Below are 22,391 nucleotides of genomic sequence, written 5' to 3' on the forward strand. Positions count from 1 at the left end.
GACCACGGCGGCGGGGTGCGATGGCGGTCAGGTGTGGGGGCGGTGGCCTTTCTCCTGATGCGGGTAGCTCTGGTCGGCCTGCGGGAGCGTGGGCTTGGGGAGGGTGGCGACCTCTTCCTTCGCCTTCTCCAGCTGCGCGGCCGTGTCGTGGGGGAGGCGGGGCGGGCGCGGACGGGCCTCGCGGAACCGGAAGGCGGAGGTCAGGTCGCCGAAGGTCTCCCGGCGCCAGTCGCTGACGTTCGGCTCCTCGACGCCGGTGAAGCGTTCGAGGAACTGCAGGGCGGAGGTGTGGTCGAAGGCCTCGGTGGCGACCCAGCCGCCCACCGTCCACGGCGAGACGACGATGGCGGGGACCCGGAAGCCGCCGCCGATCGGCAGGCCCTGGATGAACTCGTCCTTGGTGCCCGCGGGCGGGGTCGGCGGGACAACGTGGTCGAACAGGCCGTCGTTCTCGTCGTAGTTCAGGATGAACGCGGTCTTGCGCCACACCTTGGGGTTCGAGGCGATCGCCTCGATCTTGGACGCCACGTAGTCGGCGCCGGCGGCCGGAAGGTAGTCCGGGTGCTCCGACTGGTAGCTCGTGGGGCAGATTCACGACACCGTCGGAAGGCGGTCGTTGCGGGCGTCGTCCTCGAAGGTGCCGTGCGGCTGCGGGCGTACGCCCCGCTCGTACAGGTCGGAGCCGGGCTGCGCGTTCTTGAACGTCGCGAACTGCTCCAGCATGTTCGTGCCGTAGTCGTCCTCCTCCTGGTACACCTTCCAGCTGACGCCGGCCGCCTGGAGGCGCTCGGCGTAGGTGGTCCAGCGGTACGGAGTGGGCGCGACGTTGCTGATGATCGGGCCGCCATTGGTGCCGCCCGGGTCGATGCTCCCGGTCATCCACATCAGCCGGTTGGGCCAGGTGGGGCCGAAGACGGAGCAGAAGTAGTTGTCGCAGATGGTGAAGGTCTCCGCGAGGGCGAACTGGAAGGGGATGTCCTTGCGGGTGTAGTAGCCCATCACGTACGGGCCGTTGACGCCGTCGGCCTTGCGGTGGGCGGGCAGCCACTGGTCCATCTTGCCGTTGTTCCAGGCCTGGTGCTGCACGGACCAGGCATGGCTGGTGGACGGGATGGCCTGGGCGCTCGACTTGTGCGTGTCGAGATGGAAGGGCAGCAGGTAGCCCTTGGGGTTGACGGCGTCGGGCTGGCAGAAGACGGACCGCCCGTTGGCCAGCTTCAGCGCGTGCGGGTCGGCGAAGCCGCGGACACCGGAGAGAGTGCCGAAGTAGTGGTCGAAGGAGCGGTTCTCCTGCATCAGCATGACGACGTGTTCGATGTCGTGCAGGGAACTGTTCTTCGGCGGTCCGGCGGCGACGGCCTGCTGGACACTGGGCGGCAGCAGGGAGAGGGCCGCGGCGCCGCCGAGCGCGCCGGCGGCGGAGCCCAGGAGTCGGCGACGGGCCAACTCGGCCATGGATGCTCCATTCTCAGGTCCTCGGGGGGGCGGGAACCTTTGCGGGAGTGACGGCAGGCCCGGCCGTGAGGACGGGCCGCCGTTCACTGTGGGCCCCGGGAGGTGGGGTGCATCAGGGGCGGCTGATGAACTCCGGGCCAACGCACGGAAGGAGTTGGCCAAGCGTTTACGTACAACACCCCTGCGTCGCACGGGTGTTGCCGAGTGTTGAAGAACGTTGGCTGTTACATGGGTCGGGTCACTGGCCCGGCGTGAGGATGTAGGTGTTGAGGGAGCCCACGGTCGTCAGCGGGGTCGGTGAACCGGTGTCGTAGCGGTCCACGGCGAGATAGTTGGGCTTCTTGCGGGCGGCGGGGGTGCAGAAGCTCTGGGCGCGGTTGAGGAGTTTGCCGTTGTCGGTGGCGGCGGTGGAGCTGATCGGGTAGTCCCGGAACTGGTTCATGACGAAGAGCGGGTGGAACGCCGCCGAGTCGGTGGTGAGGGGTCTGTCGGTGCCCCAGCGGCTGTAGCAGGACCAGTCGGAGTCGCCTATGCCGCCGCCCATGGACCAGTAGTTCTCCACGGTCCATTCGCGCTGGTACATCACGCCGAAGGTGTCACGGGTGGCCCAGCCGTTGGCGGTGTCGCTCGCCCGGGTCCGGTCGCTGAAGATCAGCAGCTGCCTGCCGCGGGCGGCGAGATCGGCCATCGTGGGCCAGCCCTTGGCGGCCACGCCCTCCTGGTCCGGCCGGTACAGCACGTCGGAGAGACCGTTGACCGAGGCCAGCGACGACTTCAGCACGTCGGAGGAGGCGTAGTCCTCCAGGAAGACCGTGGCGAACTGGCCGGGGTTGGCCTTGAGGAAGTCGACCATGCGCTGGAGGTCGGTGGCGAGCGGGACGGGGTTGCTGACGCCGTCGCAGCTGTTGTGGCAGAGCACGGCCTGTCCGGAGACCGTGTAGTCGTCGAGCATGAAGCCGCGGACGCCGTCGGACAGCTGTCGGCTGATGCCGTAGTTCTGGTTGGGGAACAGGTTGACGGGGAACGAGGCGAAGTTGCCGTCGGAGCCGTTGGCGAAGGCGTTGTGCGCGGTCAGGAAGGTGACCTGGTCCAGGGTGCGGGTGTCGGCGGAGGGCATCGCCGTGGTGGCGTAGGAGACCGGGGTGAGGTACCAGCGGGCGAGGTCGCCCGCGGAGCCGAGCTGTACGGCGCCGGAGTCCGAGGCGGAGCCGGTGAGGTACTGCGAGGTGCCGGGAGCGGAGACGGTGTAGGTGCTGTCGGCGCCGGCCGTGATGCTCCAGGTGGTGCCGTCCGCGCCGCAGGCGGCGGTCACCGCGGCGGTGCCGCTGCGTCCGAGGCAGGTGCCGGACTCGTCGGCGTTCTGGAGCTGATAGCCGCCGCTGACCGCGACGGCCGTCCACTGCTGGTGGTCTTCGTTGCCCTTGGGGTTGTGGGCCGCCACGGTGCCACCGCTGTCGGCCGCGTTGAGGCCGGTGACGAAGTTCTGCAGATAGACCGAGGAGGCGGGGACGGCCGCCGCGGCGGTGCCCGGCAGCAGGGCGGGCGCCGACAGGGCGAGGACGGCGGAACAGCACAGGACGCGCAGGGGGCGCAGTCGCACGGGATTTCCCTTCACTCTGACACGAGATGCCAACGCTGTCAGAGGCATGAGATATCTGGTGGGACGTGTGCTGCGCCAGTGGTCCTGATTGAATTCCTTTCCCCGCTACGGGATATGACGATATGTCAGCCACGCCGTGGCCGACCGGTACCGTCGGGATGTGCCGCCGTGTCTCAGCGGTCCCCGGAGCCGGAGATCGCCTCGGCGAGGGGGTCGCCGGCCAGGAACGCGGCCAGCTCCGACGGGCCGGGCGCCGTGGCCGGGCCGCGCCGGGTCACCGCGTAGGCCGCCGCCGCGTTGGCGCCGCGCGCCGCCGTCAGCGGGTCGAGCCCCTGGCCGAGCAGGGCGAGGAACGCACCGACGTGGGCGTCGCCCGCGCCGTTGCTGTCCACCGCCGTGACCGGGAACCCCGGTACGTGCGCGGGCGGCTGACCGGGGGCGGCCAGCCAGCAGCCGTCCTTGTCGGCCCGTACGAGCACACCGGCCCCGGGCGCCAGCCGTTGCCGAAGAGCCGCCGCCGCGGAGCGCGGGTCCTCGTGCCCGGTCATGAGACGTGCCTCGCGGGCGTTGGCGCTCAGCCAGTCGGTCCGTGCGAGGACAGGGCCGAGGACGCTCTCGGGGATGTCGGCGACCAGAGGCCCCGGATCGACGCAGAGGGTGATCCCGGCGGGCAGCGCGGCGGTGAGCCCGGACAACAGCGGGCCGTTGCCCGGCAGGGCCAGCCCGTAACCGGAGAGCTGGAGAAGGTCACCGGGGCGCAGGTGTGCCGCGACGGCGGCCGCGTCGGCCGGGCCCAGGGTTGCTTCGGCCCCGAAGCTGGTCACGAAGGTGCGCTCGCCGCCGGAGTCGACCAGGGCCACCGTGAAGCCGGTGTCATGGTCGGTGCGGGCGGGCAGCAGCGTCCCGATGCCCTCGGCGGCCAGCGCCGCGCGGACGAGGTCGCCGTGCGGTCCGGTGCCGTGCAGACCGGCGTAGACGGCCTCCGTACCCAGGCGGCGGGCCGCGACCAGCATGTTGAAGCCGCCGCCGGCGGTCGTCTCGGTCCGGGTGCCGATGACGTCGCCGCCGCGTTCCGGCAGCGCGGGCACCTCGATCACCAGATCGGCGATCACGTTCCCGGCGAGGACCACCCGGCCGGTCATCGTCCGGCTCCCTGGAGGCGCGCGGCGGCGGGTTCGCCGCCGCCGTCGGGGCTCCGGGTGTCCCGTCGGCCGAAGAGCGCGTACACCCCGGCGGCGACGGCCATCGAGACGGCCCAGCCGAGGCCGTTGACGCCGAACCAGGTGTCGGAGAGCGGGCCCGCGAACCAGACGTCGGCCGCACTGGTGGACGCCTTGGTGAAGAGCAGGCCGGCCACGATGGCGAGGGCCCAGCCGAGCACGGCGGGCAGTCGCAGGCCGCCCGTGTACCAGTACGCGCTGGAGCGGCTGGTGTCCATCAGGGCCTGCTCGTCGTAGGTACGGCCGCGCAGCGAGTCCACCGCGACCACCCCGATCCAGGCCGAGATGGGCACGGCCAGCAGCGTCAGGAAGGTCGAGAACGGGCCGTAGAAGTCGTCGGCGATCAGCATGAAGTAGATACCGCCGGCGAACATGACCACCACGTCGATGGCGACGGCGTAGGCGCGCGGCACCCGCAGGCCGAGGGTGATCATCGTGAGCCCCGCGGAGTACGTGGAGAGGTGGTTCGACATCAGCAGTCCGCCGAAGGCCGCGACGAGGTAGGGGATCGCCATCCAGGTCGGCAGCATCGCGTTGATCGCCGCCACCGGGTCGGAGGCGGTGGCCAGCGTCCGGTCGCCCGCGGAGAGCAGCGAGCCGAGCGAGATCAGCACCACGAGCGGGATGCCCGCGCCGAAGGCCGAGGCCACCACGAGCCGTCGGCCCGGGATCGCGCGGGGCAGGTAACGGGCGTAGTCCGCACCGGCGTTGGCCCAGCCGATGCCCGTGCCGGAGGCGATGAATCCCACGCCGGCGACCACCGCGCTGGCCGGCCCCGCCGGGGCGTCGAGAACCTTGCTCCAGTCGACGGTCGAGATCAGGAAGCCCATCACGACGAGGTTGAGGACGCCGAAGACGACCGTGGCCCACTTGTTGATCCACATGATGGTGGCATGGCCGAGGCCGCTGATCAGCAGCGTGCAGGCGATGAAGACCAGCAGGCAGACAAGGGTGAGCACGGTGTTCCGCCGGATGCCGAACGCCGTGTCGAGCAGGGCCAGCAGGGCGTAGGCCGCGGTGGTCGTGGAGATGGTCTCCCAGCCGACCCGGCTCAGCCAGGTGATGAGGGTGGGCCCCGCGTTGCCCCGCTGCCCGAAGACCGCGCGGGACAGGGTGAGGGCAGGGGCGCCGCCCTTCTTGCCCGCCAGGCTCAGGGCGCCCACCAGGGCGAAGGAGCCGAAGGATCCGAGGACGGCGACGAGCACCGACTGCCAGATGTCCAGGCCGCGGAACGCCACCAGGGTGGCCCCGAGCGGCAGTCCGAGGATGCTGATGTTGGCGGCGAACCAGGTCCAGAACATCTGGCCGGCGTGGCCGTGCCGTTCGCTGTCGGGGACCGGTTCGATCCCGCGGGTCTCGATGGCACCGACGCGATCGTTCGTCTTCGAAACGGCCATGACGGAACCTCCTTGCAGGGTGCGGTGCGGAAGGGCGGGCGGTGTCGTGAGCCAGGGCGGCGCCACGTGACGCGCGCTCCTGGTGACGGCGGATGAGTCAGCGGAAGGTGAGCAGACGGGCCGTCAGAGGCTCCAGTTCGAGGGAGTTGACGGTGCGAAGGGTTCGTACGGCCTCGGCGGGCAGCGCGGAGAGTCCGGCGACCGAACCGGCCACCGCCCCGGCGATCGCGCCGATGGTGTCGCTGTCGCCGCCGAGGTTGGCGGCGAGCAGCGCGGTCCGCCAGGGATCGCCGTCGGCCAGGGCGAGCACCGCGAAGGCGGCGGGCACGGACTCCTGGCTCGCCACGCTGGTGCCGACGAGCGCGACCACCCGGTCCAGGGCCTCGGCCTCCGGGAGGTCCCGTACCAGTTCCCACGCCCACTCGATCCGGGCGGCGATGTCCGCCCCGGCGATCCAGTGCCCGCGCCGCGCACCGGCGCGGGCGGCGGTCACGGCGGCGGTGACGGCCTCGCCGAGCGAGCCGCCGCCCACTCCCGTGCTGACCGCGGCGGCCACCGCGGCCGCGCCCGCGATGCCGATCGTCGTGTCATGGGTGACCTGGCAGGACTCCACGACCCGGTCGACGAACGGGTCGAGCGGGTCGGCGGCGAAGGCGATCCCCACCGGGGCGACGCGCATCGCGGCGCCGTTCGTCGTGCCGTTGCGGCCCGCCTCCTCGGGGGAGACTCCGCGGGCCACCGCGTCCAGCGCGGCCTTGGTGGACGGACCGAGGAGATCGAAGGACCCCTTGGCCTTCATCTCCTTCTCCCAGTCGAGCAGTTCATGGGCCAGGCGCAGCGGATCGATCCGCCCGTGGCCCTCGTCGATGAGCCGGGCGACGATGACGGCCTGCTCGGTGTCGTCGGTGACGGAGCCGGCGGGCATGCCCGCGCTGACCGGATTGTCGGGCCGGGCGGCCTCGAAGCCGCTGATGGTGCCGTAGACCCGGACGACGTCCTCCCGGGACATCACCTGGGTGGGCATGCCGAGGGCGTCACCGAGGGCGAGTCCGTAGAAGGCGCCCAGGGCGCGGTCGAGTCGGTCGGTCACGAGCGGCCTCCATGGCCCGAGCGGACGTGCAGTTCGAAGTGGGCGGGATCGAGCAGACTGCTGACCTGCTCGACCACCGAGCCGTCGGCGGCCCGGTACACCTGGTCCAGGCGGAGGAAGGACTCGCCGGGGGCGCGGTGCAGGACGACCGCCTCGTCCGCCGCCAGTCCGCGCACCGAGACGACTCCCTCACCGGAGTCGGTGACCCGGCCCGCCGCGATCAGCGCGCGGCTGAGCGAACCGCCGTCGAGACCGCGCTCGGGCAGCCCGGCCAGGCTCCCGGTGGCCGGCACCCGGCTGCGCTCCAGCGACACGCCCGGCCCGGCGGGCAGCCGTCTGACCCGGTCCAGGGCGATGAACGCGTGCGACGTGAGCCCCAGCCGGGCGGCCAGGTCCGGATCGGTCACCTCCTCGAAGCGGAGGATCTCCGTCGCGAGTTCCGTGCCCTGCTCGGCCAACGACCGGGTCCAGCCGAGGCGGTTGTCGATCGGTGTCCCGTCGAAGGTGACGAACGAGCCGATTCCCGCGTGGGTGGCGATGAGGCCCTCCTCGCCGAGAACCTGAAGAGCCTGCCGAAGGGTGGTCCGGCTGACGCCGAACCGTTCGGTGAGTGCGTGCTCTCCGGGGAGCCGGCTGCCGTCGGCATGGACCCCGGCGCGGATCTCGTCGGCGAGGACGCGGGCGATGCGATGGTGCTTGTGAACCTGTCCAGGCATGTCTAGACAGTAGGTGAACAAGTGTCGGCGGTCCAGACCCGTCGGGCGATTTCTCTCCCGACCCTAGACTTGACTCTGTCAAAACTAGCCGGTTATGTTCGACGCGTGCCCAGGGAGCGAACGCTCGTCGCGGCACATGGCCATCCCTGCCGGAACCGCCTTCTGCCTGCCCGAGGGTGCGCAGTACGGCGTCGGCGGGATGTGGAAACCACGCAACCACGCAACCACGTACCCCACTGCGCGAGACGAGTGGGCCAGTTCTCTTCGGGAAGCACCATGCACTGTTACGACTGCGCCCAGGACGGGCGGAACGAGACCACCGGGATCGGCGCCTGCACCCGCTGCGGACTCTTCACCTGCGCCGACCACGCGCGGATCCTGCGGACGACCGTCCAGCGGCCGATCGGCGTGATCCCCATGACGAGCGTCCGCCCCGCCCGGCGTCTCGTCTGCGGCTCCTGCCGCACGGCGGAAGCCTCCTAGGGGCGTCTGCCCAGATCTGACCGAGTCAACTCTGGGTTGTATCGTGGGCCGCGCCGGCAGCGCGGCCGCGCTGCCCGGATCCGCGGAGGGGAGTGACCATGGAGCAGCTGGTGGGCGACCTGCTCAAGCGCAAGGGGCTGCGCAGTACGGCCCAGCGCCGGGCGGTGCTGACCGCGCTGCAGGGCCATCCGCACTCCACCGCGGCGGACCTCGAGGCGCGCATCGGCACGGATCCGGCCGCGGCCGGCGGACTCTCCCGGCAGGGCCTGTACAACGTCCTGGAAGACCTGACGAAGGCGGAGCTCGTCCGCTGTATCGAGCCCGCCGGCTCACCTGCGCGGTATGAGCTGCGGGTCGGTGACAACCACCATCACCTCGTCTGCCGCCGCTGCGGCCGGATCGAGGACGTCGACTGCAGTGTCGGCGCGGCACCCTGTCTCACGCCCGAGAAGGACCTGGGCTTCGCCGTCGACGAGGCCGAGATCACCTGGTGGGGACTGTGCGCGGAGTGCCAAAAGGCCATCGGCGTCTGAACCGGCCGCCGATGGCCGGACGCGCCGTCCGCCCGGACCGCGACTGACATCGACAGGCTTACGGGTGGCCCCTGTTCAGGGCGCGTCCGCGCCGCCGTCCCGCCCGGCGCCGGGCAGCTGCGCCACATGGTGCCGCAGGACCGCGCGGACCGTGTCCGGGTCCAGGCGGTCGGGGTGGAGTGCCGCGTTGAGGGCGAGGCCGTCGAGGACGGCGGCCAGGTGTTCCGTCGCCACCCGGTCGTCCACGTCCAGGCGGCGCAGCAGCCGGCCGCTGATGTCCCGCAGCCCGTCGTGGAGTTCGGCGGCGATCGCGGCCAGGGTGGGGTGCGTACGCGCGGCCACCGAGAACTCCAGCCAGACCGCCGTCTCGTCGGAGCGCGCCGGGTCGAGCGGCAGGAACTCGCTCGCGATCGTCTCCACGAAGCGGTGGGGATCCCCGCCGTGGCTCTGCTCTTCCAGTCGCGCCAGCACCCGTGCCTCCACGCGGTGCACCATCTCGCGGGCCGCGGCCGAGAGCAGTTCGGCGTGGCTGTCGAAGTAGTGCCGTACGGAGCCGACGGCGAGCCCGGCCTCCGCGGCCACGTGCTGGAGGGTGGCCGCCTGGATGCCACCGCGGGCCACGACCCGGAAGACGGCCTCCACCACTTCGCGACGACGCTGCTCGGGGTCCACCATCTTCGGCACCCGTCTTTTATAGCACGGCCATGCTACGATTTTTATTTAGCACGACCAGGCTAAAAAGGTGGCCGAATCAGGACCAGGATCAGAACCGCATCCGGAGAAGCCATGGAACCGTCCCGCACCCACCGCACCGGACGCCTGGCGCGTCTGACCCGGCTCGCCCTTGACCTCGGCGTCGCGTCCTTCGTCTACTACGGCTGTGTCCTCGCCGGACTGGACACACCGCCCGCCCTGCTCACCGCGTCGGCGGCCGCGGCCGTCTGGCTCGGCGCCACCACGCTGTACGACCGCCGGGCCGACGCCCTGGCCCTGGCCATGCTGCTGATGTACGGCCTCTCGGCCGTCCTCGCCGCCCTGACCGCCGAGCCCCGCCTGCTGCTCCTGCGGGACCCGCTGGCGAGCGGCCTGGCCGGCCTGGTCTTCCTGGTCAGTGGGCTGCGCGGCACACCGGCCACCGGCTATCTGGCCGACAGGCTGCACGGGCACCCGCCCGGTGACGTCCGGCTGCGCCGCGTACACCGGACGCAGACCCTCGTCCTGGGCGCGGGGATCACCGCCGAGTCGCTGGCGCGCGCCCTGCTGGTGTGCACGCTGCCCGTGGCCACGGCCGCCGCGGTCACGCCGCCGCTGGAGTACGCGGTGCTCGTACCCCTCGCCGCCTGGACCGTGCTGTGGCGCCGCCGGATCCTGTCCGGCACGGCGCCAGGATCCCCACCCCGACCGGGCACGGTCGCGCCCTCCACGGGAGGGGCGCACCAAGGACCCCGGCCGGCGCCGCGGTGACGCAGGTCACCCCGCTGTTCGAGCCGATCGCGGAATGCACACCCGGTCCATCTCGCTGCAACGTTCTTGGGGTGTGCTGGGCAAGGGCGCTCGGCGCGACGGGCCCCGGAGGCCGAAGACACCTCCCGGTCCCGTTCCGCTCCCCGTCCCCGGACCACCGTCCCCGAAAGGTTCGCTCACCCACCATGCCTCTGGCTCTACTGGCCCTTGCCGTCGTCACGTTCGGAATCGGCACCACCGAGTTCGCCACCATGGGGCTGCTGCCCCAGATCGCGGACGGACTCGGTGTGTCGGTGCCGCACGCCGGCAACCTCGTGTCGGCCTACGCCCTCGGCGTGGTCGTCGGCGCCCCCGTGCTGACGGGTATCGGCGCACGGGTGTCCCACAAGCGGTTGCTGCTCCTGCTGACCGGGCTGTTCGTGGTGGGCAACACGGCGTCCGCGCTCGCCCCGGACTTCGGAACGCTCTTCGCCGCCCGCTTCCTGGCCGGACTGCCGCACGGCGCGCTGTTCGGCGTGGGCGCCGTCGTCGCCTCCCGGCTGGTGGCTCCGGAGCGCGCCGCACGCGCCGTCTCCAGCGTGTTCCTCGGGCTCACCGTCGCGAACATCGTAGGCGTCCCCGCCGGCACCGCCCTCGGCCAGCATCTGGGCTGGCGGTACGCCTACTGCGCGGTCGCCGTCATCGGCCTCGTCGCGCTCGCCGCGCTGGCCCTCCTCGTGCCCCACCAGCCGCGCGGCCCGCAGGCGGGCATCCGGCGGGAACTGCGGGCGATGGGCAACCGGCAGGTCTTCATCGGCCTGGGCACCGCCGTCGTCGGGTTCGGCGGCTTCTTCGCCGTCTACAGCTACCTCGTCCCCATGCTGACGCACCTGACCGGCATCTCCGACTCCTCGACCACCGCGGTCCTCGCCCTGTACGGCGTCGGCATGACCCTCGGCACCCTGGCCGCGGGTCCCCTCACCGACCGGGCCCTGCGCCCGACGCTGTACGCCGGGATCACCCTGCTGGCGGCCGCGCTGGTGACGTTCTACTTCACCGTCCACAGCACGGTGCCGGCGCTGGTGACGGTCACCTTCATCGGCGCGATGGGCGCGCTCATCACCACGCCCGTCCAGATGCTGCTGATGATGAACGCGAAGGACGCCCCGACGATGGCGGCCGCCTCGAACCACTCCGCCTTCAACCTGGCCAACGCGGCCGGTGCCTGGCTCGGCGGCGTGGTCATCTCGGCCGGCTGGGGCTGGGCCGCCCCCAACCTGGTCGGCGCGGCCCTCGCGATGGCCGGCCTGGCGCTGGCCGTCACCGGCGGCATCCTGGACCGCGGCAACCGCCCCTCGAAGGTGATCACATCCCAGGGCGGCGGCGAGGCGGGCCACGCCTCCGTGGCCGCGGCCACCGCCAACGCCGAGGTCGGCCCGGAGCGTGCCGTCGAGGACCACCGCCCCGCCACCTGACTCACCGGCCCGCGATGCCAGGCACCCAGGGGCGGTGCCGACCGGACCGGAGCCGGATGCGCCTGCCCGTGCCGTCAGGCACTCACGGGGGCCGGGCCACGCCGGGAGGCCAGATACCCAGGGGGCGTGCCGGCCGGATCGCCGGATCAGGCCGGGGTGTCGCGTAGTTCCGCGAGGGTGGACGCCGTCAGCCGCAGGGGCGCGTCGGCCGGGTCGACAAGGACGACCGTGCAGGTCGCGGCGTGCGTGAGCGCGGTGGTGAGACTGCCGTCGGCGAACTGGGCGAGCGGACCGCGTGGCGAACGCCCGACTGCGACGGCTCGTGCGTGGACCTCGGCGGCGTGCCGGGCCAGCACCCGCCCCGCGGCGGCGTGATCACCGACGCTGTCCAGGACCTGGCCGGTGGCGGCGAATCCCTGGGCGGCGAGCCGGTCGTTCTCGATCCTGCGGGCGGCCTCGCGCATGACGAAGAACGCGGCCTTGGAGTTGACCGCGAACATCCGGTCGTACTCCTCTTCCGTGATCTCGGTGAGCGGCTTCTTCAGCACCATGCCGGCGGTGTTGACGCTGTAGTCGAGCCTCCCGAACCGGTTCACGACCTCGTCGAAGACCCGCTCCACCTCGTCGACCTTCGTCAGGTCGGCCCGGATCGCGAACGCCTCGCCCGGTCCTCTGCTGATCTGCTCGACGACGTCCTCGGCCTTGGCCCGGGAGTGGTGCTGATCAGACCGCCGAGGTTGCGGGACGCGCCGCCGACGAAGGCGACCTTGCCATTGAGTGTCTTGTCCGGGGTACTGACCATGACAGGCCTCCTGCGATGTTTCGAACGGGGACGGCACGGCTCCGACGGATCGTGGAGGCCATGCCGTAACCCATGAGGTCACCGCAGCAGGGACCGCGCATCTCGAACGATCCGATCACCGGTGGAACAAACCGCTCACCACGTCAGGCACGGCGAGTGACCGGTCAGCGCCGTCCATGGTCGCCGGCTCGCAGCATGCGGGGGGTAATCCCTTTGTGGCGCCGCATCATCCCTGTTATACGGCTCTGGTCGGCGAAGCCTGCCTTCGCCGCGATCTCCGCGATCGGCCGGTCGGTCCGCACCAGCTCACGCTTGGGTCGGCGTGCCTGAGGGCCACGGTTGGCGGGAGGGTGGGCCGTGACGCCGTTGGCTGGGACCCGACGGCTTCGCGTCGGCGGACGATCTCGATCAGGTGAGTCAGGCGTAAAGCGTCGGCTCGGCACTTTCCGGGTGGGCATGATCGTCGGATGCCGCACACCGAGCCTCCACCGTCGGCCCAGTCGAACTCCTGCCCCTTGTGCATGACGCGCGGGGTGGACGGGCCGGTGCCGCACTCGGTCGGCCGGTACTCACTGACCTACGGCTCGCAGTTCCGCTGCTCAGCCTGCGACGCATGGCTGTGCGCGGGCTGCGGCGACAGGCCCGTGGCAGGCGCCGATGTCCGCTGTGCCAGGTGCTCCACCCCGCGGACGCCCGAGGGGCCCCGGCAATTCCCTCCCCCCGTCATGCTCCCCGAGCAGGTGACCGAGGCGAGGTGCATCCGCATGGTGAAGACCAAGGCGCGCCGCTGTTCCAGCCTGCCGACGCACTGGCCCGCGGTCCCGGGAGAGCCGGCGCCCGTTGCTGCCTGCTGGACCCACCTCAGTGAAGAGGAGCGCGAGAACTGCACCCGGGCACGGGGCCTCGTGCGTGCGGAACGGGCGAGGATCTGGGCGGAAGGAGAACCGGAACGGCAACGCCGCGCTGCCGAAGCCGAGGCCGAACGGCGCGCGCGGCTGGTCGCGTGCCCGTGCGACGAGCAGTTGCCCGAAGAATTGAGAACGTACTCCGCGGGCTATGACGCGAAGCGCTGCAAGGGGTGCGGCTCTTGGCTCTGCGCGTCGTGTGACCGACTACGTGTGGCGATCGAGGGTGCTCAGTGCGACACCTGCCGCCCACAAGTCCCCGAACCCGCGTGCAACGGCGATCACACGGGGGAGGACGGCCCCTGCTACCGGATCACGATGGGTGGCCTGGAGTGCTTCGAGGAGGCGATGTGCCTGTTGATCCGCGCGGGGGCACACAACGGGGGCAGCCCCCGCGTGTTCGCGGTTCACCTCCCGATCTGCGACAGCCAGGCGGAAGCGCTGCAGGCCCTGAAAGAGTTCGACCGTGGGTCGGACGCGGGGACCATTGAGGTGGTGCTGGTACCCGATGGTGCGAACGCGATGGTCGACCCGGGCCTGCCGGAGCCGAACCTGTCCGGCCTGGGGGACATCGACAGCTGGTGGTACGCCAACGGATACCCGGCCGGCGACAGCAGACGCCGGTCGCGGTGAGCCGGGTCAGAGCCACCTGCAACGCTCGGGCTCACCAACTGAAGGCCCCTGGCCGCGCTTCCGTGATGGCCCTGATCGACGGCTCACGGCTTGGGTGAGCGGTGTCCCGGTGCGGTCGGAACGGCGGTGGCGCCGTCGGCGTGCCCAGTGGCGGTCCCGGGCGTCGTGTCGTGCCGCCGGGTCCCGCCGGGCTCGCGCAGGGTGCCGAACAGGAGCCGGCTCAGCACCGGCATCAGGACCAGCGGCGCCAGCGCGGTCTGCAGGGAGGTGGCGTCGGCGAGGCTGCCGAGGGCGGGTCCGGCGAGGCCGCCGATGCTCACGGTCAGGCCGAGGGTGACCCCGCTGGCCGTGCCGATGCGGGAGGGCAGATAGTCCTGCCCGAGCGTCACCTGGAGCGAGAACGGCACATACAGGCCGACCGACGTCAGCGCCACGAACAGGTAGAGGGCCGGGCCCGGCACCCACACCACACCCGCGACGGCCACCACGGCCAGCACGTAGGACCAGCGGGAGACGGTCACCCGGTCCCAGCGGCCGGCCAGGGATCCGCCCAGCACGGAACCGACCGCGCCCCCGAGGTAGAGCACCGTCAGGGCCGCGGTGCCGGCGGCGGTGCCACCGCCCGTGCGCTGCTCGGCGTAGAGCGAGATGAAGGTGCTCAGACCCACGAACGCGATCGACCGGAACACCACGGCCAGGGACAGCCGTACGAAGGACGCGACGTCGTCGCTCCCGGCCGGCACCGACGCGGCGGTGCCGAGGGCCTGGTCGGCGCGGAGCGCGCGCAGCACCGGCAGGCACAGCGCGGTGCCGGCCAGCGCCGGTATCACCAGTGCCGGTGTCCAGCGCAGCCCGCCCGCGCCGACGACGACACCCACCATCAGCGGGGCCAGTCCGAAGCCGATGTTGCCGCCGGTGGCGAACACCCCCATCGCGTTGTGGCTGCCCCGGCTGGCGATGCGGGCGACCCGGGCGGACTCGGGGTGGTAGGCGGCCACCCCCATCCCGGACAGGGCCATGAACACCAGGGTCAGCGGATAGGAGCCGCTCACCCCGCTCAGCGCGACACCGGCACCGCCCAGCAGGGTGCTGACCGGCAGCAGCCAGGGCATCGGCCAGCGGTCGGTCAGCACCCCGAACAGCGGCTGGGCCACCGAGGAGAGCACGGACGCCGCCAGTACGACACCGGAGGCGACCGCGTAGGAGTAGCCGCGCTCGGAGACGAAGAACGGCAGCAGTGCCGCCACGGCACCTTGGTAGATGTCGACACAGGCATGGCCGGCGGACAGCAGAGTGATCGATGTATTCCTTCGCACCCCGCCATGGTCCGAGCCCGACGGCCTGTCGCACTTCCGGTAATCTGCCAAGCAATGACGGAAATCCGCCACGAGGCCACCGCCCCGACCCACACCCGATGGCTGGCCGCCGGCCACGCCATCGACGCGCACCGGCATGACGACCACCAGATCGCCTACGCCGGCCGGGGCGTGCTGGCCGTGACGACCGGCTCGGGCTCCTGGGTCGCCCCCGGCAACCGCGCCATCTGGGTGCCGGCCGGCACCGTCCACGCGCACCGGGCTTACGGCGAACTCGAACTGCACTTCATCGGACTGCCCGCCACCGAGAACCCCCTCGCGCTCGACGCCCCGACCGTGCTCGCCGTGGGTCCACTGCTGCGCGAGCTGATCATCGCCTACACCCGCGGCGAGGACGACGACAGCCCCGAACGGGCCCGGCTGCGCGCCGTCCTGCTCGACCAGCTGCGGGCCTCACCGCAACAGCCACTGCACCTGCCCACCCCCACCGCACCCCTGCTGCGCGACGTGTGCGCGATCCTTCAGGCCGACCCGGCCGACGGCCGCACGCTCAGGGAACTCGGCCGTGCCGTCGGAGCCGGCGACCGTACGCTGTCCCGGCTGTTCCGCAGCGACCTGGGGATGACCTTCCCGCAGTGGCGCACCCAACTGCGCCTCCACCACGCGCTGATCCTGCTCGCCGACCGGACCCCGGTGACGGCGGTGGCCCACGCCTGCGGCTGGTCGTCGGCCAGCGCGTTCATCGATGCCTTCCGGCGGGCCTTCGGTCACACCCCGGGCTCCCATCCGACGGCGGGGTGACGGCGGACCGCCCGCGGATCGGCGGCCCTCGCCGGTGTCCACGCTCACCCGCGCGCCGGTTCCGCATCTCGTGCCCCCTGCGGCGAACGGGCGGCGGGCGTGGCGAAGGCGGCGGCCACCACCAGGGCGAGCACCAGGACGAGGGCGTGCCGCAGGCCGAAGTGCTCACCGAGGTAACCGAGGGAGGGCGGGCCCACCAGGAAGGCGACGTAGCCGACGGTCGCGGCCAGTGCGACCCGGGCGGCGGAGTCGGTGCCGGAGTCGCCGGCCGCGGAGAGCGCGACCGGGAACCCGAGTGACGCGCCGAGGCCCCAGAGGACGGCTGCGGCGGCCGCCACGACCTGGTTGTCGACGAAGATCACCAGAGCCAGTCCCGCGGCCCCGACGAGCGCGCTCCCGCACAGTGCCGCCGCCCGCCCGAACCGGTCGACGAATCGCCCGCCGACGAAGCGTCCGACGGTCATCGCGGCGGCGAACACGGCGTACACGGCCGAGCCCAGCGCCGCGTCGAAACCGTGACCGTCCACCATGACCAGCGGCAGCCAGTCGTTCGCGGAGCCCTCGGCCATGGCGAGGGCGAGGATGACACAGCCGATGAGCAGCAGCGTCGGATCCTTCCACGCCGCGGCCCGTGCCGCGCCCGGCTCGGGGCGCCCGGCGGCGGTCCGCCGGCCCACCTCCGAGGGGACGCTCCGGATCACCAGGGCGAGTGCGGCCAGGACCATGCCGGCGACCGTGACGAGATGGACGAGGACGGGGAAACCGATCGCCGTCAGGCACATACCGGCGATGGCGCCGACCACGGTGCCGAGACTGAAGAAGCCGTGCATGGCGGGCATCGTGGAGCGGCCGAGCAGCCGCTCCACCTCCGCGCCCTCGACGTTGAGGGCCACCTCGCCGCCGCCCATGCCGAGGCCGAACAGTCCGAGGCCCAGGGCCACGCCGAGGCCCGTGCCGGCGGCGGCCCCGATGCCGATCAGCGCGGCACCGGCGGCGATCGCCGACGTTCCGGCGAGGACGACGAGCCGGGCACCCCAGCGGGCCACCAGCCCGCCCGAACAGAGGATCCCGGCCATCGAGCCGACCGAGAGGCCGAACAGGATCAGACCCATCTGGGCGGTGGAGGCACCGAGCATGTCCCGCACGTCCGGGGTGCGGGTGACCCAGGAGGAGGTGGTCAGGCCGGGCACGAAGAAGAGGACGAAGACGGCGGTACGGCGCCGGGCGAGGTCGGCGGTCATGGCTGGTGGCTCCAGATGTGCCCGATGGGTCCGTGGGAGAGTCTGTACGAATGTACACACTGGCCTGTACATCCGTACACACTCTGTCCCGGTCAACCCATGGCAGATTGAGGGCGTGACCGGCACACGACGCGAGATCCCGAACGACCCCGGACGCAAGGAGCGCATTCTGGATGCGGCCCTCGAGGTGATCGCCGAGGGCGGTGTGCACACGACCACCCATCGGAGGATCGCGGCGCGGGCGCAGGTCCCGCTCGGCTCGCTGACGTACTACTTCGACGGCATGGCGGACCTGCTCGCCCAGGCCTTCGCCCGCCTGTCGGACACCATGTCCCAGCTCTACCGGCGGACTCTGCAGTCCGCCGCCTCCACGGCCGAGGCCGAGGCGGCCGTGGTGGAGCTGATCTGCGGACCGGCGTACGCCACGGAACGCGACATGACGCTCATCTTCGAGATGTACGCCTACGCCAACCACAACGAGGCGGTGTCCGCGACCACCCGCACCTGGCTCGAACGCAGCAGGGACAGCCTCGCCCTGCACTTCACCCCCGGGGTGTCCCGCGCGCTCGACGCGCTGATCGAGGGCTGGCCGATGCACCGCGCCTTCGACGAGGCCCCCCTGGACCGGCGCCTCGTCACCGAGACCGTGCACGCGATCGTCACCGCCGCCCCGAGACTCACCGCCGACGGCCCCTGAACCGGCCGCCACCGCACGACGTCTCAGTGCACGACGTCCGCGAGGTTCGGTACCACGCGGGTCAGCCGGACCACGCCCCACATGATCAGTCCGGCGCCGAGCGCCTCGGGCAGCAGCCACCAGCCGGTGCGCACCGACTCGCCGAACAGGGCGACGCCCAGCAGCAGGCTCACCGCCGCGTCGCCGATCGTCAGCGCGGGCTGGGACGCCACGAGCGGACCGGCCTGCAGCGAGTTCTCCAGGAGCATCAGCGCCGTGATCCCGGCGAGTGCGAAGCCGTAGGTCTGCCAGGTGGTGAGGAAGGCGGGCAGGCCCGCGTCGGCGAGCCGGCCGGTGGCCGACTTCATCAGCGCGGCGGTCAGCGCGTTGCCGATCGCGGCACCCGATGCCAGGGTCGCCGCGCGGAACAGGGGTGACGACGAGGACCGTTCGAGCAGCACGGTGCCGGCGATCGCCCCCACGGTGAGGGCCAGGGCCGGGATCCAGCGCTGCATGGACGCCTGCTCCCGTCCGCCGGACGGGGCCGCCGAGCCGAGCAGGAGGGCCAGGCCGGCCACCACCACGGCGATCGCCCACCAGCCCTGCGGGTTCGGCCGCCGGTGCAGCAGCGGTATGGCGATCAGCAGGGCGAACGGCAGCTCCAGCATGAACAGCGGCTGGACCAGCGCCATCGGGCCGTTCACCAGGGCCAGCGCCTGGAACACCGCGGCCCCCGTGACGCCGATGATCCCGATCGACCAGGCGGGCCGCCGTGCCAGGGCGAGCAGCAGGCGCACCCCGCCCCCGGTGGGCAGGGTCGACGCGGCCTTCCGCTGGAAGGCCGTGCCCGTCGCATTGCTGACGGCACCCAGGACGGCGAAGAGCACGGCGAGCACCATCATGGTTCCAGCATGCCGTGAGCGGGCCCCGCGCTCTCTCCGAAGACGTGGCGAGGGCCGTCCCGGACCGCTTCGTTCTCTCACATACCGGTAGGCGAATGCCGAGGACCAGGATGCCCGGCCGCCGCACGTCCGCGGGCCTCCCGCCGGTCAGGCCACCTGCCCACCGTGCAGCGCGGTGTAGGCACCGCCCCGGTGCAGCAGTTCCTCGTGGGTGCCGATCTCGTGGATGCGGCCGTCGTCCATCACCACGATGCGGTCGGCGCCGCGCACGGTGGACAGCCGGTGGGCCACCACGAAGGTGGTACGCCCGCGCAGCAGACGGATGAGCGCCTGCTGCACCAGCGCCTCGGAGCGGGTGTCCAGCGCCGAGGTGGCCTCGTCCAGCACCAGGACCCGCGGATCGCGGATCAACGCCCGTGCGATGGCGAGGCGTTGGCGCTGACCGCCGGAGAGCCGGGCACCGCGCTCGCCGACCAAGGTGTCCAGGCCCTGGGGCAGCTCGTCCACGAACTCCAGGGCGTTCGCGTCGCGCAGCGCCGCGCGGACCGCCGCCTCGTCGGCCTCGTCCTCCATGCCGTAGGCGACGTTCTCCCGGATCGTGCCGTCGAAGAGGATCGACTCCTGCGGGACGACCGAGACGAACCGCCGGTAGGTGCGCAGATCGAGGCCGCTCATATCGGTGCCGTCCAGGAGCAGCCGGCCGGCGGTGGGCCGGATGAACCCGATGACGAGATTGAGCACGGTGGACTTGCCGGCACCCGAGGCGCCCACCAGGGCGACGGTCTCGCCCGGCGCCACGTCGAGGGTGAAGTCCGCCACGGCCGCGCGACCGGCGTCCTCGTAGGCGAAGCCGACTCCCTCGAACACGACGGCACCGCGGACGGCGGTGACCTCCGCCCTGCCCTCGTTGTCCTCCAGTTCGGGCGCCTGCAGCACCTCACCGACCGAACGCACCGACTCCAGCCCCTTGGTGACCACCGGGGCCAGACTCGTCAGCGTCGTCGTCGAGTTGGTGAGGGTGGTCAGGAAGGCGCTGAGCATGACGACGTCACCGGCGGAGACGCCCCACACGCCGTAGTACGACACCAGCGCGGCGGCGGCGAGGACGGCGACGCCGATCACGTTGAGGACCACCCAGGCCAGCGAGCCGAAGCGGCCGTTGACCAGGTCCAGGCGCATCCCGGAGGTGAGCAGCCGGCTCAGGGTGCCGTCCATGCGGCGCAGCGCCTTGCCCTCCAGTCCGTGGGCGCGGGTGACCGGGATGAGCCGTGTCATCTCGGTCACCCGGGAGGACAGGGTCTCCACCTCGTGCCGGAAGTGTTCGTTGTGGGTCCGCAGCCGCGATCGCAGCCGGGCCACGATCAAGGTCGCGCCCGGCACCACGACCAGGAAGACGGGCAGGAACTCCGGTGTGCGGACGGCGATGATCACCAGCCCGCCGGTCAGCACGGTCAGCGCGCCCAGGCCCTGTTCGGCGGTCTGCTGGACCATCTGTTCGACGGTCTCGACGTCCCGCACGACCTTGGCCTGGAGGACACCGGCGCTGACCCGGGAGTGGTAGCCGATGGACAGCTGCTGCATGCGGGTGCACAGCGCCGAGCGCAGCGTGGTGCCCATCCGGCGCACGCTGCCGTAGAGCAGCCGCACATACAGCACATGCAACGGGTAGTTGACCAGCAGGATCGCCATGATGATCCCCACGGCCGTCCAGAGCCGGGATATCTCCCGGTGCTGTACGACCGTGTCCACGACCGAGGCGGTGATCAGCGGCAGGAGCCAGACGGGGCTGTGCTTGACGGTGAAGACGAGGACCGCTGCCGTCAGGCTGCGGCGGTCGGCGCGCAGCAGGTACCGGAGGGTGCGGATGGGGTGTTCGCCCCGGTAGCGGTGGTCGAGCGGTCGTTCCGACGTCGACACCATCGGCGGTGGTCCTCCTTGCGCGCCAGGCTTTCAGCAACCGCTTTCCGTCGGTCACCGTACACCCCGCGCCCGACGATCACAGAGGTGTGGTCGACCGACCGATGCGGCTGGGGGCCGAGTGGGAGAAGGTGGGGGAGAGGGGCGGACGGAACGGCGAGCGCCCCGTGGTAGTTGTGATCCACTCCGTCGTCCGGAAAGAGGCAGCCATGACAGGACCAGAGGCCGAGGCCGAGAAGCGGATACTCGGCCGCATCACGGAAATGATCAGCCAGGAGAAGGACCTGCGTGAGCGCCTGGCGCAGGAGGAGATCGACGGGACGACCGAGCACGCCCTCCTGGCACACCTGGAGACCGAGCTGGACCAGTGCTGGGACCTGCTGCGGCAGCGCCGGGCCAGGATCGCGGCGGGCCAGGACCCCACCGGGGCGAATGTCCGCCCGGCGTCCGAGGTGGAGGGCTACCTGTCCTGAGGACCGCACGGGTCACGGCCCCGGAGGACGGGACCGCAGGCGCCACGGCCTGATGGGCCGGTAGGGCGGCCCCCGCACCACGGGAGCCGCCCTACCGGACCACGCCGGGCACGACCGTCGTCGGAGAGGGACTGGACGCACCGTTCACGAGCACCGATCGTGGCGGTATGAACGATCACCGCACAGCCTCCGCCGACGCCCCCGTCCGTCCACCGGCGCCGGACGATGCCGCAGGCGCGGCGGAGGGCATGGGCGAGGGAGCCGCGCGTGCGGACGCCGCCGAGGTTCGCCGGTTCCGGGAGCGGCTCGGGCTGCCCGGACTGGTCGACGTCCACACGCACTTCATGCCCGAGCGTGTTCTCCACAAGGTCTGGAACTACTTCGACACGACCGGGCCGCTGATCGGCGGACTGGAATGGCCGATCACCTATCGCAAGGAGGAGGCCGAACGCACCGTCCTGCTCCGGGAGTTCGGTGTCCGTGCCTTCACCGCGATGCTCTACCCGCACAAGCCCGGCATGGCGACGTGGCTGAACGCGTGGGCCGCCGACTTCGCCCGGCGCACCCCCGACTGTCTGCACACCGCGACCCTGTACCCCGAACCGGGCGTGGAGACGTACGTCCGCGAGGCCGTCGAAGCAGGCGCTCGGGTCTTCAAGGCGCATGTCCAGGTGGGAGCGTACGACCCGGCCGACGAACTCCTCCAGCAGGCGTGGGGACTGCTGGCCGACGCCGGGGTTCCCGTGGTGATCCACTGCGGTTCCGGTCCCGCGCCCGGCAAGTACACCGGCCCCGAGCCGATCGCGCGGGTGCTGGCACGGCATCCGAGGCTGCGGCTGATCGTCGCGCACATGGGGATGCCCGAGTACGAGGACTTCCTCGGCCTCGCCGAGCGGTTCGAGGAGGTGCGGCTGGACACGACGATGGCGTTCACCGACTTCACCGAGGAGTTCATGCCGTTCCCCCGTGGCGCCCTGCCCCGCGTCGCCGCCCTGGGCGACCGCGTACTGCTCGGGTCCGACTTCCCCAACATCCCTTATCCGTATGTGCACCAGCTCCACGCCCTGGAGCGTCTGGACCTCGGGAACGAGTGGCTGCGGGCGGTCTGCCACGACAACGCGGCCCGGTTGTTCCGGCTGTGACCGGTCCGGCACATCATCAGGCCGGTGGACGTGCCAGGCCCCGCGTCTGCGGCATGATCCGCCAGACAGTCCCTAATAGTGCTTCGTTAGGTTCTGGTTCTGCTGGTCGGTAGGGGTCGGCCGCAGGTGGTGCAGGTGCCGGCCCAGCACCTGAGCAGGTCCTGAAGGGCG

20 protein-coding genes and 3 pseudogenes are annotated in these 22,391 nt (G+C 71.6%); 9 read left to right on the top strand and 14 right to left on the bottom strand.

The genetic code is table 11. The annotated features are described in order from the left end of the window. Positions 1–27: 27 nt before the first annotated feature. From ACGFZQ_RS51430 to ACGFZQ_RS51455, 6 genes and pseudogenes are all read right to left on the bottom strand, one after another. A pseudogene (locus tag ACGFZQ_RS51430) lies at positions 28–1,455 on the bottom strand (alkaline phosphatase family protein). A gap of 238 nt (positions 1,456–1,693) precedes the next feature. Then, positions 1,694–3,049 carry an RICIN domain-containing protein gene (locus tag ACGFZQ_RS51435; protein ID WP_393846414.1) on the bottom strand — a complete coding sequence of 452 codons (1,356 nt, stop codon included), beginning with the start codon at positions 3,047–3,049 and terminating at the stop codon, positions 1,694–1,696. Between the two features lie 179 nt (positions 3,050–3,228). Next, positions 3,229–4,197, bottom strand: a complete 969-nt coding sequence (locus ACGFZQ_RS51440; protein ID WP_393846400.1) for a PfkB family carbohydrate kinase — start codon at positions 4,195–4,197, stop codon at positions 3,229–3,231. Then, positions 4,194–5,672 (bottom strand): purine-cytosine permease family protein, encoded by a 1,479-nt coding sequence (locus ACGFZQ_RS51445; protein ID WP_393846401.1) that lies wholly within the window; start codon positions 5,670–5,672, stop codon positions 4,194–4,196. Before ACGFZQ_RS51445 ends, ACGFZQ_RS51440 begins: the two co-directional genes overlap by 4 nt. A gap of 97 nt (positions 5,673–5,769) precedes the next feature. After that, a complete protein-coding gene (locus tag ACGFZQ_RS51450) occupies positions 5,770–6,762 on the bottom strand; it encodes an ADP-ribosylglycohydrolase family protein (protein WP_393846402.1) in 993 nt (330 codons plus the stop codon). Beyond that, positions 6,759–7,478, bottom strand: a complete 720-nt coding sequence (locus tag ACGFZQ_RS51455) for a GntR family transcriptional regulator (RefSeq protein WP_393846403.1) — start codon at positions 7,476–7,478, stop codon at positions 6,759–6,761. Before ACGFZQ_RS51455 ends, ACGFZQ_RS51450 begins: the two co-directional genes overlap by 4 nt. Before the next feature lie 276 nt (positions 7,479–7,754). Here ACGFZQ_RS51455 and ACGFZQ_RS51460 point away from each other — a divergent pair, with 276 nt between their 5' ends. Both ACGFZQ_RS51460 and ACGFZQ_RS51465 read left to right on the top strand, forming a co-directional pair. Beyond that, complete coding sequence (locus ACGFZQ_RS51460) at positions 7,755–7,961, top strand: DUF2180 family protein (RefSeq protein WP_351712645.1); 207 nt, start codon at positions 7,755–7,757, stop codon at positions 7,959–7,961. Positions 7,962–8,059: 98 nt separating this feature from the next. After that, complete coding sequence (locus tag ACGFZQ_RS51465) at positions 8,060–8,494, top strand: Fur family transcriptional regulator (protein WP_393846404.1); 435 nt, start codon at positions 8,060–8,062, stop codon at positions 8,492–8,494. Positions 8,495–8,569: 75 nt separating this feature from the next. On the opposite strand, the gene ACGFZQ_RS51470 is transcribed toward ACGFZQ_RS51465, so the two are convergent. Further along, positions 8,570–9,169: a TetR/AcrR family transcriptional regulator gene (locus ACGFZQ_RS51470; protein ID WP_393846415.1), complete on the bottom strand. Its 600-nt coding sequence runs from the start codon at positions 9,167–9,169 to the stop codon at positions 8,570–8,572. 111 nt (positions 9,170–9,280) lie between these two features. Here ACGFZQ_RS51470 and ACGFZQ_RS51475 point away from each other — a divergent pair, with 111 nt between their 5' ends. Both ACGFZQ_RS51475 and ACGFZQ_RS51480 read left to right on the top strand, forming a co-directional pair. Beyond that, positions 9,281–9,958: a VC0807 family protein gene (locus ACGFZQ_RS51475; protein ID WP_393846405.1), complete on the top strand. Its 678-nt coding sequence runs from the start codon at positions 9,281–9,283 to the stop codon at positions 9,956–9,958. Positions 9,959–10,143: 185 nt separating this feature from the next. After that, entirely contained in the window at positions 10,144–11,412 is a 1,269-nt protein-coding gene (locus ACGFZQ_RS51480; protein WP_393846406.1) for an MFS transporter, read from the top strand. Positions 11,413–11,558: 146 nt separating this feature from the next. Here ACGFZQ_RS51480 and ACGFZQ_RS51485 read toward each other — a convergent pair. From ACGFZQ_RS51485 to ACGFZQ_RS51495, 3 genes and pseudogenes are all read right to left on the bottom strand, one after another. Further along, a pseudogene (locus ACGFZQ_RS51485) lies at positions 11,559–11,846 on the bottom strand (universal stress protein); the annotation flags it as partial. Positions 11,847–11,891: 45 nt separating this feature from the next. Further along, positions 11,892–12,296 (bottom strand): annotated as a pseudogene (locus tag ACGFZQ_RS51490) (SDR family NAD(P)-dependent oxidoreductase); the annotation flags it as partial. A gap of 82 nt (positions 12,297–12,378) precedes the next feature. Further along, on the bottom strand, positions 12,379–12,672 hold the full coding sequence (locus tag ACGFZQ_RS51495) for a helix-turn-helix domain-containing protein (RefSeq protein ID WP_393846416.1): 294 nt from the start codon (positions 12,670–12,672) through the stop codon (positions 12,379–12,381). A gap of 306 nt (positions 12,673–12,978) precedes the next feature. Between ACGFZQ_RS51495 and ACGFZQ_RS51500 the strand changes: the two genes are divergently transcribed. Beyond that, positions 12,979–13,752 (top strand): hypothetical protein, encoded by a 774-nt coding sequence (locus ACGFZQ_RS51500; RefSeq protein ID WP_393846407.1) that lies wholly within the window; start codon positions 12,979–12,981, stop codon positions 13,750–13,752. A gap of 83 nt (positions 13,753–13,835) precedes the next feature. Here ACGFZQ_RS51500 and ACGFZQ_RS51505 read toward each other — a convergent pair whose 3' ends face one another. After that, positions 13,836–15,068: an MFS transporter gene (locus ACGFZQ_RS51505; protein ID WP_393846408.1), complete on the bottom strand. Its 1,233-nt coding sequence runs from the start codon at positions 15,066–15,068 to the stop codon at positions 13,836–13,838. Positions 15,069–15,122: 54 nt separating this feature from the next. On the opposite strand from ACGFZQ_RS51505, the gene ACGFZQ_RS51510 reads away from it, so the two are divergent. Further along, a complete protein-coding gene (locus ACGFZQ_RS51510) occupies positions 15,123–15,869 on the top strand; it encodes an AraC family transcriptional regulator (RefSeq protein ID WP_393846409.1) in 747 nt (248 codons plus the stop codon). 44 nt (positions 15,870–15,913) lie between these two features. Here the strand turns inward: ACGFZQ_RS51510 and ACGFZQ_RS51515 are convergent, their stop codons facing one another. Then, complete coding sequence (locus ACGFZQ_RS51515) at positions 15,914–17,110, bottom strand: MFS transporter (protein ID WP_393846410.1); 1,197 nt, start codon at positions 17,108–17,110, stop codon at positions 15,914–15,916. A 115-nt stretch (positions 17,111–17,225) separates the two neighbouring features. On the opposite strand from ACGFZQ_RS51515, the gene ACGFZQ_RS51520 reads away from it, so the two are divergent. Continuing rightward, complete coding sequence (locus tag ACGFZQ_RS51520) at positions 17,226–17,807, top strand: TetR/AcrR family transcriptional regulator (protein WP_382541199.1); 582 nt, start codon at positions 17,226–17,228, stop codon at positions 17,805–17,807. Between the two features lie 23 nt (positions 17,808–17,830). Here the strand turns inward: ACGFZQ_RS51520 and ACGFZQ_RS51525 are convergent, their stop codons facing one another. Both ACGFZQ_RS51525 and ACGFZQ_RS51530 read right to left on the bottom strand, forming a co-directional pair. Further along, on the bottom strand, positions 17,831–18,688 hold the full coding sequence (locus ACGFZQ_RS51525) for a DMT family transporter (protein WP_393846411.1): 858 nt from the start codon (positions 18,686–18,688) through the stop codon (positions 17,831–17,833). Positions 18,689–18,835: 147 nt separating this feature from the next. After that, on the bottom strand, positions 18,836–20,608 hold the full coding sequence (locus ACGFZQ_RS51530; RefSeq protein WP_393846412.1) for an ABC transporter ATP-binding protein: 1,773 nt from the start codon (positions 20,606–20,608) through the stop codon (positions 18,836–18,838). Positions 20,609–20,814: 206 nt separating this feature from the next. On the opposite strand from ACGFZQ_RS51530, the gene ACGFZQ_RS51535 reads away from it, so the two are divergent. After that, the gene (locus tag ACGFZQ_RS51535; RefSeq protein WP_351712674.1) at positions 20,815–21,078 is read left to right on the top strand and encodes a DUF2630 family protein; all 264 of its coding nucleotides are present in this window, start codon (positions 20,815–20,817) and stop codon (positions 21,076–21,078) included. A gap of 167 nt (positions 21,079–21,245) precedes the next feature. Next, a complete protein-coding gene (locus ACGFZQ_RS51540) occupies positions 21,246–22,220 on the top strand; it encodes an amidohydrolase family protein (protein WP_393846413.1) in 975 nt (324 codons plus the stop codon). Positions 22,221–22,391 lie beyond the last annotated feature (171 nt).

The sequence above is a fragment of the Streptomyces sp. NPDC048254 genome, from assembly GCF_043201895.1.
Lineage (GTDB): Bacteria > Actinomycetota > Actinomycetes > Streptomycetales > Streptomycetaceae > Streptomyces.

Excerpts from the sequence above, each read along its gene's own strand:
- ACGFZQ_RS51440 (WP_393846400.1), bottom strand. The coding sequence starts at position 4,197 with ATGACCGGCCGGGTGGTCCTCGCCGGGAACGTGATCGCCGATCTGGTG.
- ACGFZQ_RS51445 (WP_393846401.1), bottom strand. The coding sequence starts at position 5,672 with ATGGCCGTTTCGAAGACGAACGATCGCGTCGGTGCCATCGAGACCCGC.
- ACGFZQ_RS51455 (WP_393846403.1), bottom strand. The coding sequence starts at position 7,478 with ATGCCTGGACAGGTTCACAAGCACCATCGCATCGCCCGCGTCCTCGCC.
- ACGFZQ_RS51460 (WP_351712645.1), top strand. The coding sequence starts at position 7,755 with ATGCACTGTTACGACTGCGCCCAGGACGGGCGGAACGAGACCACCGGG.
- ACGFZQ_RS51465 (WP_393846404.1), top strand. The coding sequence starts at position 8,060 with ATGGAGCAGCTGGTGGGCGACCTGCTCAAGCGCAAGGGGCTGCGCAGT.
- ACGFZQ_RS51470 (WP_393846415.1), bottom strand. The coding sequence starts at position 9,169 with ATGGTGGACCCCGAGCAGCGTCGTCGCGAAGTGGTGGAGGCCGTCTTC.
- ACGFZQ_RS51475 (WP_393846405.1), top strand. The coding sequence starts at position 9,281 with ATGGAACCGTCCCGCACCCACCGCACCGGACGCCTGGCGCGTCTGACC.
- ACGFZQ_RS51480 (WP_393846406.1), top strand. The coding sequence starts at position 10,144 with ATGCCTCTGGCTCTACTGGCCCTTGCCGTCGTCACGTTCGGAATCGGC.
- ACGFZQ_RS51495 (WP_393846416.1), bottom strand. The coding sequence starts at position 12,672 with ATGCCCACCCGGAAAGTGCCGAGCCGACGCTTTACGCCTGACTCACCT.
- ACGFZQ_RS51500 (WP_393846407.1), top strand. The coding sequence starts at position 12,979 with ATGGTGAAGACCAAGGCGCGCCGCTGTTCCAGCCTGCCGACGCACTGG.
- ACGFZQ_RS51510 (WP_393846409.1), top strand. The coding sequence starts at position 15,123 with ATGACGGAAATCCGCCACGAGGCCACCGCCCCGACCCACACCCGATGG.
- ACGFZQ_RS51515 (WP_393846410.1), bottom strand. The coding sequence starts at position 17,110 with ATGACCGCCGACCTCGCCCGGCGCCGTACCGCCGTCTTCGTCCTCTTC.
- ACGFZQ_RS51525 (WP_393846411.1), bottom strand. The coding sequence starts at position 18,688 with ATGATGGTGCTCGCCGTGCTCTTCGCCGTCCTGGGTGCCGTCAGCAAT.
- ACGFZQ_RS51530 (WP_393846412.1), bottom strand. The coding sequence starts at position 20,608 with ATGGTGTCGACGTCGGAACGACCGCTCGACCACCGCTACCGGGGCGAA.
- ACGFZQ_RS51535 (WP_351712674.1), top strand. The coding sequence starts at position 20,815 with ATGACAGGACCAGAGGCCGAGGCCGAGAAGCGGATACTCGGCCGCATC.
- ACGFZQ_RS51540 (WP_393846413.1), top strand. The coding sequence starts at position 21,246 with ATGAACGATCACCGCACAGCCTCCGCCGACGCCCCCGTCCGTCCACCG.